General features: G+C 66.7%; 11 protein-coding genes. 9 read left to right on the top strand and 2 right to left on the bottom strand.

The window, feature by feature from the left end; genetic code table 11:
- Nucleotides 1–28 precede the first annotated feature (28 nt).
- From KX816_06180 to KX816_06155, 6 genes are read left to right on the top strand one after another with little or no spacing between them, the layout of a single operon-like run.
- Nucleotides 29–2470 (top strand): TonB-dependent receptor, encoded by a 2442-nt coding sequence (locus KX816_06180; GenBank protein ID QXQ07604.1) that lies wholly within the window; start codon nucleotides 29–31, stop codon nucleotides 2468–2470.
- 2 nt (nucleotides 2471–2472) lie between these two features.
- Nucleotides 2473–3762, top strand: a complete 1290-nt coding sequence (locus tag KX816_06175; protein ID QXQ07603.1) for an FAD-binding protein — start codon at nucleotides 2473–2475, stop codon at nucleotides 3760–3762.
- A gap of 10 nt (nucleotides 3763–3772) precedes the next feature.
- A complete protein-coding gene (locus KX816_06170) occupies nucleotides 3773–4918 on the top strand; it encodes a DSD1 family PLP-dependent enzyme (protein ID QXQ07602.1) in 1146 nt (381 codons plus the stop codon).
- Entirely contained in the window at nucleotides 4915–6084 is a 1170-nt protein-coding gene (locus KX816_06165; GenBank protein QXQ07601.1) for a hypothetical protein, read from the top strand. Before KX816_06170 ends, KX816_06165 begins: the two co-directional genes overlap by 4 nt.
- Nucleotides 6081–6695 (top strand): TetR/AcrR family transcriptional regulator, encoded by a 615-nt coding sequence (locus KX816_06160; protein QXQ07600.1) that lies wholly within the window; start codon nucleotides 6081–6083, stop codon nucleotides 6693–6695. Before KX816_06165 ends, KX816_06160 begins: the two co-directional genes overlap by 4 nt.
- A gap of 22 nt (nucleotides 6696–6717) precedes the next feature.
- Nucleotides 6718–8145 (top strand): amidase, encoded by a 1428-nt coding sequence (locus KX816_06155; protein QXQ07599.1) that lies wholly within the window; start codon nucleotides 6718–6720, stop codon nucleotides 8143–8145.
- On the opposite strand, the gene KX816_06150 is transcribed toward KX816_06155, so the two are convergent.
- Together KX816_06150 and KX816_06145 are read right to left on the bottom strand one after the other, a co-directional pair.
- On the bottom strand, nucleotides 8142–8921 hold the full coding sequence (locus KX816_06150) for a Crp/Fnr family transcriptional regulator (GenBank protein QXQ07598.1): 780 nt from the start codon (nucleotides 8919–8921) through the stop codon (nucleotides 8142–8144). The genes KX816_06155 and KX816_06150 overlap by 4 nt on opposite strands.
- Before the next feature lie 435 nt (nucleotides 8922–9356).
- On the bottom strand, nucleotides 9357–9857 hold the full coding sequence (locus tag KX816_06145; protein QXQ08425.1) for a PEPxxWA-CTERM sorting domain-containing protein: 501 nt from the start codon (nucleotides 9855–9857) through the stop codon (nucleotides 9357–9359).
- A gap of 541 nt (nucleotides 9858–10398) precedes the next feature.
- Between KX816_06145 and KX816_06140 the strand changes: the two genes are divergently transcribed.
- The 3 genes from KX816_06140 to KX816_06130 all read left to right on the top strand — a co-directional run bounded on the left by KX816_06140 (nucleotide 10399) and on the right by KX816_06130 (nucleotide 13304).
- Nucleotides 10399–11292: a beta-1,6-N-acetylglucosaminyltransferase gene (locus KX816_06140; GenBank protein QXQ07597.1), complete on the top strand. Its 894-nt coding sequence runs from the start codon at nucleotides 10399–10401 to the stop codon at nucleotides 11290–11292.
- Entirely contained in the window at nucleotides 11289–12260 is a 972-nt protein-coding gene (locus tag KX816_06135) for a glycosyltransferase (GenBank protein ID QXQ07596.1), read from the top strand. Before KX816_06140 ends, KX816_06135 begins: the two co-directional genes overlap by 4 nt.
- Nucleotides 12261–12602: 342 nt before the next feature.
- On the top strand, nucleotides 12603–13304 hold the full coding sequence (locus KX816_06130) for a sugar transferase (protein QXQ07595.1): 702 nt from the start codon (nucleotides 12603–12605) through the stop codon (nucleotides 13302–13304).
- The last annotated feature ends 13 nt before the right edge of the window (nucleotides 13305–13317 follow it).

Here is a 13317-nt window from a genome sequence, read left to right as displayed (position 1 = left end):
ATTTCGGCTACGTCATGGGGGGTTTCAGATGAACGAACGGGATTGGGCCATCGTCGTGGCGAGCGCAGTGCTCGCGGTCGCTCAGCCGGCGGGTGCGCAGATCGCCGCCGATGCTGCGCCTGACCGCGGCCAGGCTGGAACGCCGCCCTCTTCCCAGACCGCGACATCGAATGGCCTCGTCCTCGACGACATCGTCGTCACCGCGCAGAAGCGCGAGCAGTCCCGACAGGACGTGCCGATCAGCATCAACGCCTTCAACGCCCAGGCGATCGCCGCGTTGAGCGCCGAGAGCATCGGCGACCTCGACAAGTTCACCCCGGGGCTCAGCATCAACGACACCTCGGTGACCCAGCCGTCGTACACGATCCGCGGCGTCTCCACCGACGACTTCGGCATCGGCACCGAGCCCTCGGTCGGCATCTTCATCGACGGTGTCTACTCGGCGCGGTCCGGCGGCTCGCTGGTGTTCTTCAACGACGTCGAGCGGGTCGAGGTGCTGAAGGGCCCGCAGGGCACGTTGTTCGGCCGCAACACGTCGGCGGGCGCGATCTCGATCATCACCAACAAGCCGGTCGACAAGCTCGAGGCGTTCGCCACGGTGCAGCTCGGCAACTACAGCAAGACCCGCGCCGACGCGACGATCAACGTGCCGCTCAGCGACACGCTGTATTTCCGCGCCAACGGCGTCTTCAACCGGCGCGACGGCTATCTCCACGATGCCGTCACCGGCGAGGACCGCGAGCGCGAACACAACTGGTCGGGCCGCGCGGCGCTGCGCTGGGCCCCGTCACCGTCGACCGACGTCGTCCTCGCCTACGACCACGACGACACCAACAAGGACGGCCCGGCATCGGTGGGCGTCAGCGTCTTCGCGCTAAACCAGGACCCGTTCAAGCCGTTCACCAACGACGTCATCGGCAACAAGGAGACGCGCATCCTGAACGATGTGTCGCTGACCATCCGGCAGGACATCGGCAAGGTCTCCCTGACCAGCATCACCGCCTACAAGAAGTTCGCGACGCACAATCGCGAGGACGAGGACGGCACCGGTGACCCGACGCGGTATTTCGACACCGAGAACATCGAGCACAACAAGAGCTTCTACCAGGAGCTCCGCCTCGGATACGACAGCGACAAGCTCAACTTGATCGCCGGCGTAAGCTATTTCCATGAGCGCGCCCGCCAGACGAGTGCGGCGACGTTGCTGACGGATTCGGTCGATCGGCTCGTCAATGCGGTGACTACCGCTCAGGGACAGCCATTCCCGATCTTCACCATCCTCGACAGCGTCGGCCTGCCGGTGTTCGGGCTGCCGTTCCGCGAGGACATGAACAATCGCGCCGCCAACGAAAGCTACGCCGCCTTCGCCGACGCGACGTACCACGTCACCGACAAGTTCAGCGTCATCGCCGGCCTGCGCTACACCCACGACGACAAGAAATTCACCTGGGAAAACGGCGGGTTCATCTCCCCCGGGCTGGAGGCGGTCGCCGCGCCCGGCGCGCTCTACAACGCCATCCTGGGCGCTGACGCATTCCCTGCCGACGCGTCGATCAGCGCCGCCGACTTCTTCCGCGCCACAGTCGGCGCGAACGGCCTGATCTTCGACGAGGGCGCACTCGAGGGCGTTCCGTTCACCCGGCACGAGAAGTTCAACGACGTGAGCCCGCGCTTCGTCGTCCAGTATCAGCTCGACGACGACAAGTTGCTCTATGCGTCGGCGACCCGCGGCTACAAGGCAGGCGGCTACAACAGCACCGAGATCAACTCCTTCTTCAAGCCCGAGAACGTCTGGAACTTCGAGGGCGGCTTCAAGACCGAGCTGTTCGACCGGCGGCTGCGCTTCAACGCCGCCGGCTATTACTTCAAGTACAGGAACCGCCAGTCGATCAGCCTCGAGTCGGTCGCCGGCAGCGAGTTGCCGCAGTACATCACCCGCTCCGGAGACTCGCGCGCCTACGGCCTCGACCTCGAGACCCAGTTCGTGGTGACCCGTGCCCTGACCCTATCGGCGACGGCGGGCGCGATCGATTCGAAGTGGGTGACCCGCGTCGAGCGTGACATCGACATCTCACACCAGCCGACCGGCGAGCCGTCGTTCCGCGGCGTGCTGAGCGCGCATTACGCCCACGAGATCGGCGAGCACGGCACCATCTTCGCCGACGCCAGCTACAGCTATACGTCGCGGGTCCGGATCAACGATGCTGTCCGCGACAGCGACGCGTCGATTGCGGCGGTGGTCGACTTCTCGAAGCTGAAGAAGCTGCGGTCGCCTGAGAACGTCGTCAACGCCAAGATCGGCTGGCGTCTGCCGGGCGACCACCTGTCGCTGTCGCTCTATACCGAGAATTTGTTCAACGATCAGCGGCTGCGGACGCTCAACACGATCTCGGCCGATATCTTCGGAACGCCTTATGTGCGCGTCGATAAGCCCCGCTTCTTCGGGGTCGAGATCGGCCTACGCTACTAGGCATGGCAACATTGATCGAACCCGCGGCCGCGCTGGCCGGCTGGAGCAACTGGTCCGGCAGTGTCCGCGCCCTGCCCCGCGCCGTGCTGCGCCCGCGCACAGAGGGCGAACTCGCCGAGGCAATCGCTGCCGCCGGACAGGTCCGCGCCACCGGGGCCGGGCACTCGTTCATGCCGCTGTGCGCATCCGACGACCTCATCGTGAACCTCGAGGACATGGCGGGATCATTGGTCGTCGCCGATGACCGGAACAGCGTCCGGGCGCCCGCTGGCTGGAGCCTCAAGCGCCTGACCGCGGCGCTGTGGGACGAGGGGCTGGCGCTCGCCAACCAGGGCGACGTCAACCCGCAGTCGCTCGCCGGCGCGATGGCGACCGGGACCCACGGCACCGGGCGCGACCTCGGCTCGCTCGCCACCTTCGCGCGTGGCTTCCGCCTCGTCACCGGCGATGGCAGCATCGTCTGGTGCGACAGGACGGAGAACCCCGACCTGTTCGAGGCGGCGCGCCTGTCGCTCGGCATGTTTGGGGTCGCCACCGAGATCGACGTCGCGGTCGTGCCGGCGTTCCACCTGTCGGAGCGCATCGAGAAGAAACCGTGGGCGGAAATCCGCGAGAGCTTCGACGACCTCGTCGACCAGCACCGCCATGTCGAGTTCTGGTTCTTCCCGCACACCGACTTCGTGATCCTGAAGACCCTCGACTTCCACGAGCCGTGCGGGCCGCCGCCAACCTCGACCGACCTCGAGGAGGCGACCTTCCGCCGGCTCCTCGGCGTCGGCGCGGCGGTGCCGTTCCTGATCCCGACGCTACAGCGGCTGATGATGCGCGGCCCGATGAGCGGCAAGCGGCGTGGCCCGGCGCACACGGTTTTCCCTTCGGAGCGCAACACGCGCTTCGAGGAGATGGAGTACGAGATGCCGCGCGCCGTCGGGCTTGAGGCGCTCGACGAGGTCGTGGGCTGGATCCGCAAGAACCGCCTGCCGGTGTCTTTCCCGTTCGAGTTCCGCACCGTCGCCGCCGATGACATCTGGATGAGCCCGATGAACGACGGGCCGGTGGCCTCGATCTCGATGCACCAGTACGCGCCGATGCCGTGGCAGACGCTGTTCGCCGATGCCGAGCAGGTGTTCCGCAGCCATGGCGGCCGCCCGCACTGGGCCAAGCGCCACACCCTCAACCGCGCCGACGTCGATGCGCTGTACCCGATGGCGGAGCGCTACCGCGAGGTCCGGCGCGGCGTCGACCCGGCGGGCAAGTTCCTGAATGCGCACCTCGCCGCGCTGTTTTCCTGATGGGCTCGATTTGATGAACGATCGCGAGTTGCACGCCGGCCTGATCAACCAGCAGGGATCGCGAGCGGCGCTCAACACGCCTGTGCTAGTCCTCGATGTCGAGGCGCTCGACCGAAACATCGCGACGCTGGCGGGCCTAGCAGCGAAGCACAATGTCGGGCTTCGCCCTCACGCCAAGACCCACAAGAGCGTCGACATCGGCAAGCGCCAGATCGCGGCCGGGGCGGTCGGCCTATGCTGCGCCAAGATCGGCGAGGCGGAGGTGTTGGCCGACGGCGGCATCGGCGGCCTGCTGATCACCTCGCCGGTGGCGGCCCCGGCCGCGATCGTCCGGCTGGCGGCGCTGGCGGGGACAGCGACCGGGCTGATGGCGACCGTCGACAACCCGGCAGTGGCGGCAGCGATCGACCACGCGCTTGCCGCAGCCGGCACCACGCTCGACGTCGTCATCGACATCGACCCGGGCATCATGCGCACCGGCGTCGCCTCCGCGGAGGCTGCCGTCGCGCTGGCGCAGGCGATCGCCGAGTTGCGCAATCTCCGCTACCGCGGCGTTCAATATTATTGCGGCCAGCAGCAGCACATCGAGAAGTACGACAGCCGTCGCGGCGCGATCGAGGACCGCACGCGCTACCTGCAGACCGTCATCGCGGCGCTGGCCGAGGCCGGGTTCGCGCCGGAGATCGTCACCGGGTCGGGCACTGGTACCCACCGCATCGACCTCGACCTCGGCGTGTTCACCGAACTGCAGGCCGGATCGTACGTGTTCATGGACCAGCAGTACCTCGACTGCGATCTCGCCGATGGGCCCGCGTCGCCGTTCGAGACCGCGCTGTCGGTCGATGCGCGGGTGGTCAGCGCCAACCACGCCGGGCTCGTCACCATCGACGCCGGGTTCAAGTCGCTGTCGACCGACGGCGGCGTCGCCACCGTCCAGCGCGGTGCCCCGACCGACACCAAATTCTTCTTCATGGGCGACGAGCACGCCGCGCTGATCGGCGAAGGCATCGGCGAGCGCATGCACCCCGGCGACCCGGTCAGCCTGACCGTCCCGCACTGCGACCCGACGGTGAACCTGTACGACACCTACCACGTCGTCCGGGGTGATACCTTGGTCGAGATGTGGTCGGTCAGCGCCCGCGGCCGCGCCCGTTGAACGATCCGGGCCTGCTGAACGATAACGAGGCAGGCTTCCGGCCGGCGGCGATCATCGCGGTCGTGGCGGTCGGGACCGTCGGCATGATGGTCCCGGGGCTGCAGCCGCAACTGCTCGGCGCACTCGCCCACGACGGCCGGCTGACCGCGAGCGCCCTCGGCTTGCTGGCGACGGTCGAGCTGCTGACGATGGGCATCGCCGCCGGGGCTTCCAGCTTCGTTTTGCCGGTGACGCGGCTGCGGCTGATCGCGGCGGTGGCGATCATCCTGACCGCGGCGCTCGACCTGATCACGCCGAGCGTCGGTGGCTGGCTTCTGCTCGTGGTCCGCGCCGTGACCGGCGTCGCGGAGGGCGTACTGACCTGGATCGCGATCGGACTGATCGTGCGGAGCATCGAGCCGGCGCGGTGGTCGGGCATCTACCTGCTCGTCCAGACCCTGGCGCAACTCGGCCTGGCGACGTTGCTCGGGCTGTATGTCATCCCCAGCCTCGGATCGACCGGCGGCTTTGCCGGGCTGGGGCTGTTCACCTTGCTCGGGCTGGCGGCGCTACCGTGGCTGCCGGAGCGTTACCAGCCCATCGAAACCGGGCACGAGACCAGCGGCCTGCCCCCGGCGCGCGGCCTCGTCGCGTTGGCAGGGGTGCTGCTCTACCTTGGCTTCATCATCGCGGTCTGGGTCTACGTCGAACCCCTGGGCCTCGAGCGCGGCATCGATGCTGCGACTCTCGCGGTGGTCACGCCGCTGTCCCTGGGCATGCAGGTCGTCGGCGTCGGTTTCGCGACGGTGCTGGCCGAACGCATTCCGGCGCTGCTCGTCGTCATACTGGTCGCCGCGGCCAACCTCGCATTGCTCGCGGTCATGGGCCTCGCGTCGTCGGCGACGGCATTCGTCGGCGCCACCGCGATCTTCGGGCTGTTGTGGCTTTTCGCGATGCCCTTCATGGTGCCGCTGGTCATCGCCGCCGACCCGAGCCGCCGCGCCGCAGTGCTGATCGGTGGCGCGCAGCTCGTCGGCGCTAGCCTCGGGCCACTGGCCGCGTCCTTCCTCGTCACCGATACCAACGTCGCACCTGTGCTGTGGTTCGGCGCGACCTCGCTGGTGCTTGCGGTCGGCGCCTTCGCGGCGGCAACGAGCCGGAGGCCGGCCGCGCCAGCGCTGCCATGACGGCAACCAGCGGCTTGCGCTCACTCCCGAAGCAGGAGCGCGCCGTCCAGACGCGCGAACTGTTGCTCAACGTCGCCGGCGAACTGCTCGCGGAGGTCGGGATCGACCGCATCTCGACCAACCTGATCTGCGCGCGCGCCGGGCTGACGCCGCCGGCGCTGTACCGCTATTTCAGCGACAAGCACGCCGTCATCGAGGCCCTCGCGCACCGGCTGATGGCGCGGCAGAACCTTGCCCTCGAGGCGTGGCTGGAGCGGACGCAGCATCACGGCATCGACGCTTTGCGCGACGGCATCGAGGACCTGCTGCGCGAGAATGCGGCAGTGACCGCCAGCGAGCCCGGCGCGGTGTGGATCCTGCGCGCGCTCCATGCCTCGCCGCGGCTCGTGCACGTCAGGGTCGAGTCCCATCGCCACGTTACCGACCTGCTGGTGGCCGCCTACGTCCGCTACATGCCTGGCGTCGACCGGGACGAATTGTGGCAACGTTTGCGCTTATCCGTGGAATTGGGCTTTGCGACCGACGAGATGTTGTACGAGGAGCCGCGCATCCCGGCCGACGCCATGTTCCGGCATGCGGCCCGGCTGCTGAAGGGCGACCTCGCGACGTGACCTGAACCGAAGGGAGCACCCGATGTTCACCGAGTATGCCGACCACGACGGGCTGGCGCTGGCGGCGCTGGTCCGCGGCGGCGAGGTCACTCCGGTCGAGCTGGTCGACGCAGCGATCGCCCGGATCGAGGCGCTTAACCCCCAGCTCAACGCCGTCGTCTACCGGGCCTTCGACGAGGCGCGCGCGGCCGCAGCAGGCCCCCTGCCCGCCGGGGCGTTCGCCGGAATACCGTTTCTGGTCAAGGACTTCGGCATTGGTGTGGCAGGCTGGCCGCGGACCAGCGGCAGCAAATTCTGCGAGGGCGTCGTCGACCGCGAGGATACTGGGCTGACCCGCCGCTACCGCGAGTCTGGCGTCGTCCTGCTCGGGCGCGGCGCGTCGTCGGAGTTCGGTATCGTCGGCAATGTCGAGACCGCGCTGTTCGGACCGACGCGCAACCCTTGGAACCCCGCGCACATCGCCGGCGGCTCGTCGGGCGGGTCGGCGGCGGCGGTCGCGGCGGGCTTGGTGCCGCTGGCGCATGCATCGGACGGGCTTGGGTCGATCCGCATACCGGCGGCGTGCTGCGGGCTGGTGGGCATGAAGCCGACCCGCGACCGGGTCCCCAACCTGCCCGACGGTTTCGACTATGCGATGGGCTTCTGCGTCGACCACGTCGTCAGCCGCAGCGTCCGTGACAGCGCCGCGATGCTCGACGCGACCGGCATTCCGGAGCCCGGCTCGCCCTACGCCCTGCCCCCCAAGGCCGGAGCTTACCTCGACGAAGTGTCGCGCTCGCCGGGCTGCCTCCGCATCGCATGGTCCGCCGAGACCCCGCGCGGCGAGCCGATCGACCCGCAGGTCCAGGCCGCTTTGGAGGCGACCGCGGCGACGCTCGCAGCGCTCGGCCACGAGGTGCGGCCCGAGGGCCTCGGGGTAGACTACCGCAAACTGTATCAGGTTCGCGCCGCGGTCTCCGGGGCCAACTTCGCCGCGGGCATGAAGCGCGTGATCGACGAGGTCGGTCGCGAGCCTCGCGAGGACGAGCTCGAGCCGCTGACCTGGGCGGCGCTGCAGGGCTCGCGCGGCGTCACCGGCGAGCAGGCGTTCTGGGCGCTGCAGGAGTTGCGCATGCTGGCGCGCGGCATTGTCAGCCGGTTCGAGGCGTTCGACGTCTACCTGTGCCCGGTGATGACCGCGCCGCCGCCACCGATCGGCTTCAGCGACCCCCGGACCGTGCATCCCGGCGAGATCAACAAGCGGCAGGCGGCGCTCTACCCGTACACCGCGATGTTCAACTTCACCGGCCAGCCCTCGGTGTCGCTGCCGCTGGCGGAGAGCGCCGAGGGCCTGCCGATCGGGATGATGCTGACCGCGCGCTACGGCGACGAGGCGACGCTGTTCCGCCTTGCCGGGCAGCTGGAGAAGGAGATGCCGTGGTCGGACCGGCGGCCGGGGCTCGCCGTCTAGGCGACCCCGGCGAGGCGGAGATAGGTCTCGTCGAAGCACGCAAGGCGTTGCAAACCCGCGAGATCGCTGATCGTGATGTGGTTGTGGCTCGACTTGATCAGGCCCAGCGCCCGCAGTTGCTGGAGCATCCGGTTGACGTGGATCGGGGTCAGGCCGACCGCGTCGGCCAGATCGGCCTGCAACAACGGCATGTCGATCGTCAGGCTCCGCTTCGACGGGTCGCAGTCGAGCCGGCGGTGTAGCTCGCAGATCAGGTGGGCGACACGCTCGCAGGCGCTGCGCCGGCCGAGACTGACCGCCCATTCACGCTGGATCGACTGCTCGCGACGCCGCTGTAGCTGCAAGGCCAGCGCCAGCCCTGGCGAGCGCGCCACGACCGCTGCGAGTTCATCGGTGTCGACCGCTGCATAGATCAAAGGCGTCAGCGAACAGACCATGTGGTCGATGCCCAGCCTCGGATCGAGGTCGAGTTCGGGATTGCTGAAATCGCCCGGCAGAAGCAGCGACGTGATCTGCCGACGGTTGCTGTCGACGAAGCGGCAGCGACAGGCCCACCCCTCGAGGATCAGATACGCTTGCGACTGCGGCTCGCCCTCGTCGGCGATGATCGAGCGGGCACCGACGTGAACCACGGCGTCCTCGCACAAGCGGACCAGATCGTCGTGCGCGTCGTCAGCCAGGCCGAGGAGCCGTTGCAGACGATTAAGCGCGACCGGCGACCTCGCATCCGAGCGTCCGCGAAAGGATCGCTCCCGATGCAGGAGCGCGACGTTCACGACGCCTCCGAACTGTAGTCATGGCGTGTTCCCCCGATTGGACCGGCAATCATGCCTGCACCTCCCTCAACGCGTTGCGCGACCCAGCGCCCAGCCCAACTCCCCGCAAATATTTTCCTGCTGGATGAGGTTAACCAAGAGTTAAAACGCGGGTGTCACGAAAGAGTTTCATACCAACGCAAAGAAACTTGAGAAACTTAGTTCGTTAGCGTACAAATAAAAATCTATGCGTCGAAGACCGCCGGTCCTCGCTCGCTGCGCTAAATTGGCAGTGGATTTGTCACCGCGACATTCTGCATTTCGACTGCGGAATAACCTGCACAGGCTACTAGATCGTCGGCGCAAGGCGTCGGCTACCGGTCCAGCGCGAAGTTGCGCCGGACCGGTGCCATTCGCCCCAAGTGCATGGCGGGGGCTGCCGCCGCACCAGTTGCGTCAGGCAGTGACGCTCGTCAGGCGACGACGGCGCATGGTGGCGCCAACGAGGCCGAAGCCGAACAACATGGTGCCCCACACGGCCGGCTCTGGCACGGCGACCGTGCCGATGTCGTCGAGCTCGAACGCAATGTTGGTCGACGTGAAGCGCACGCTCTGGGCCAGGTCGGTGCCGAAGTCGAAGAATACGCGGCGATTGTTCGCGACCGTACCCTGGGCACCATTTCCGGTGGCTCCCGGGATGCTGCCGCCGCTGATGACGCCGAGACTGGTGCCGGTGCCACCGACGCCGGTAAAGAATTCGACGCTGTTGTAGGTGTCGATCGAGCCCCAGTAGAAGCTGATATTGTCATACCCGCCGCCGAGGTCGAGTATGCCGCTGCCGCTGCTGCCGGTGGTCGGAACGACCAGGAAGTGCGTGGCGTCGCCCATCGGTGCCGCATACGCGTTGGCGACGGTTCCGATGTGGATGCCGGCATTACCCGACAGGCCCGCCGGCATACCGCTCTCGAAGTCGAAAAGGATGTGCTGGCCGATACCGTCGGGGCCCTGGACCGAGGTGAAAGTCGTTGCCGCTTGCGCTCCAGCGGCCGCCAAGACCGCCGCGGCGGCTACTGCGGTCGCGAATAGTGTTCTGCGCATGATGGCTGTCCCTGTTGAGTAGAGCGAAATGCTCGATCGTTACGCAGCAAGACTCATGCCATTTCGCTTCAGTAACGTTATTAATCCGATTCTCCATCGAGCCGTGAATTATAACTAACTTTAGTTAGCCTTTCATTGTAATTTCTATCAATTGCGATTTCACGACGACTGTCGGGAGGTCTTACAGTTGTGTTGATTTACTTGGTCCGAAACCGAACAATTGGTCGTACAAGGAGAGTAATTTGTACGGTTACAAAACGATGCCTGGCGGATGCGCGGACATTACGGTGCCACCCTGATACGCGGGCGGGTCGCCGACGGTGGCCGCGGCGGGTGCGGGCAACGAACTTGCGATTTTTAGTCTGTGCGGGGTCGCCGTGAGCCTGTTACGGACTGCGGCGTGAAGCCCAAGCTCGCCTATTTCGTCATGGTCCATCACAAGCCTGCACAATTCGGCTGGCTGCTCGATGCGATCGATGAGCCGGCCGCCGATCGGGGCAGCGATCCCGGCGACCTCATCATGGTTCATGTCGACATGAAGTCGCGGCTCGGTCTCAAGGCCGATCGTCGTGGCGTGATGGCGGAGGTGCGCCGGCTGTGCGCGGGCCGGCCCAACGTCCGCATCCTGCCGTCGCGGTTCACCAACTGGGGCGGCTGGTCGCTGTCGCAGATGCTGCTCGATGCGATCGCCAGCGCGCTTAAGGCCGATGGCGAGTGGGAGTATTTCATCAACCTCAGCGGCCAGTGCTATCCGCTGCATCCGCTGCCGGCGCTCAAGCAGGCGCTCGCCGATGGCAGCGACAGTGTCCATGTCGAGCTGCTCAGGATTGCCGACCTGCCCGCCGACGACTGGCACCACGCCGCTTCACCGATGCTCGAACTGCCGCTGCGGGCGATCCGGCGGTCGGGGCGCCAGGCCGCTCCGGAGGGTTTCGCGGTCGACCACAAGGGCTCGCAGTGGGTGATGCTGCCGCGGTCGTTCTGCGAGTGGATCGTGACCTCGCCGCTGGTCCCGCCGATCACGAAATACCTGCGCGGGCGGCTGCTCAGTGACGAGTTGATCATGCAGACACTCGCGCTGAACAGTCCCTTTCGCGACCGCATTGCCGGCCATTACGGCCGGGAAATCTACTGGCCGGGACCGCGCGTGCTGACCCGCGACGATCTTCCCGTCCTGAGCCACAGCACCTCATTGTTCGCGCGCAAGTTCGATGCCGAGGTCGACGAACAGGTACTCCGCGCGCTTGCCGCGGCGAACGGCTTTCGATCCCCTCCCGTGGCCGGCGTGGCGTGACGACCCCGATCGTCTCGGTCATCGTGCCGGCTTTCAACGCCGCCGCGTTCATCGGCGAGGCGCTGGCGTCGCTGCGGGCGCAAACGCTGGTCGACATCGAGGTCATCGTTATCGACGACGCATCGACGGACGGCACCTCGGCACTGGTCGAGGCCGCGGCGGCGGCTGACCCGCGCATCCGGTTGCTGCGGCGGGCGGTCAATTCGGGCCCCTCTGCGGCGCGCAACCAGGGCCTCGCGGCGGCGGAGGGGCGCTGGATCGCGCTGCTCGACGCCGACGACAGCTACGGGCCTGACCGGCTGGCGCATCTGGTCGAACTCGGCGAGCGGCACGACGCGCAGTTGTGCAGCGACAATCTCGCCCTCGATATCGACGGTGAACCGGGCGACCCGCAGCCGATGATCCCGCCCGCGATACTCTCGACCCCGCGCGAGCTGGGCCTGCACGAGTTCGTCCAGCGCAATGTCGCCGACCCGCAGTGGCCGCGGCTCAACCTGGGCTTCCTGAAGCCGATCTTTCGGCGCGACTTCCTGGTCGCCAACGCCATCCGCTACGACGAGCGCGTCCGGTTTGCCGAGGATTACGCGCTCTACATCGATTGCTTCCGTGCCGGCGCGCGCTGGTGGATGTCGCCGGCGGCAACCTACCGCTACCGCGTCCGCGCCGATTCACTGACCCAGGTCCAGACGGTTGCCGACCTCGGCATCCTGCACAGCCGACTCGACGCATTGATTCGCGTCGCGGCGGACGATAGCGACCTCGTCCGGTCGATCGAGAGACAGCGTACGGTAGTGTACCGTTGTCTCCATTATCGGGCCTTCACCGACGCCGTGAAGGATCGTCGGCCGGGCGTCGCCGCCCGCGAGTTGCTGGGTGATCCCCGACGCACCGCTGCCATCGCGCAAGAGCTCGCCCGGCAGGCACCGATCATTGTTCGCAAGGCTTTGCGCGGCGGTTACCGCCGCTAGCGGCGCGCCGTAGATGGCCGCCGGCGTCAGGCTGCCCACAATTCGCCACGCTGTAACGTCATAATCCGTTATTCTATTGTTCAGGTGGCGGACGCCAGGAAGCCACGTCTCGTACGAAACCCGCACGTTAACTAATTACGCATCCGTTTTAACTTCGAGTTACTTTATGCTGCTATGCAACAAACATGCTGGATTCATGGTTTTATCGGGATATAAGGGCCTGGGGGGGCCGGTCGCGGAAGCAGTTGATGGAGCGGGTATGCCCTTTGGGAGTGTCGATCATTCGGTCCCAGCCCCGAGCCAGCTCGGAGCTCCCAGCTGTGTTCAAGCGCGGTATGCGCGATGACGGGCGATCCGCTCGTGGCGAGCTATCAGGCCAACCTCGTGGACGATTCCGCCGCAGCGGACTCTGATGCCGTATCGGTAGCCGTCATCGGCGCATGGATCGTGCGGACGATCGACCTCGTGATCGCTACGGCCGCACTGATCGTTCTCGCGCCCGTTCTGCTCGGCCTCAGCGTCGCCTTGTGGATGCAGGACGGCGGTGCGCCGATCTTCGTGCACTGGCGCATCGGCAAGGGCGGCATCCCGTTTCCGTGCCTCAAGCTGCGGACGATGGTGGTCGACTCCGAGCATCGTCTCAAGGAGCACCTCGAAACCAACGCCGCCGCGGCGCAAGAGTGGGCGCAGGACCGCAAGCTTCGCGACGACCCGCGCGTCACGCCGCTGGGTTCGTTTCTGCGCAAGTCCAGCCTCGACGAGATCCCGCAGCTGTTGAACGTACTGTATGGCCAGATGAGCCTGGTCGGACCGCGTCCGATCGTTGCGGCTGAAATTCCGCGCTATGGCCGCTATTTCCGCGAGTATTGCCGCGTACGCCCGGGTATCACCGGTCTCTGGCAGGTCAGCGGCCGCAACGCCGTCAGCTATCAGCGCCGGGTCGCGCTCGACACTGTGTATGCGCGCAACAAGTCGCTTGCCGTCGACCTGTTCATTCTCGGCCGGACGATCCCCGCGGTGGTGTCGGGACGAGGCTGTTCTTGAAGCATTCGAACGG

The sequence above is a fragment of the Sphingosinicellaceae bacterium genome, assembly GCA_019285715.1.
Classification (GTDB): Bacteria; Pseudomonadota; Alphaproteobacteria; order Sphingomonadales; family Sphingomonadaceae; genus Glacieibacterium.
This window is presented reverse-complemented; position numbering and strand designations above follow the sequence as displayed.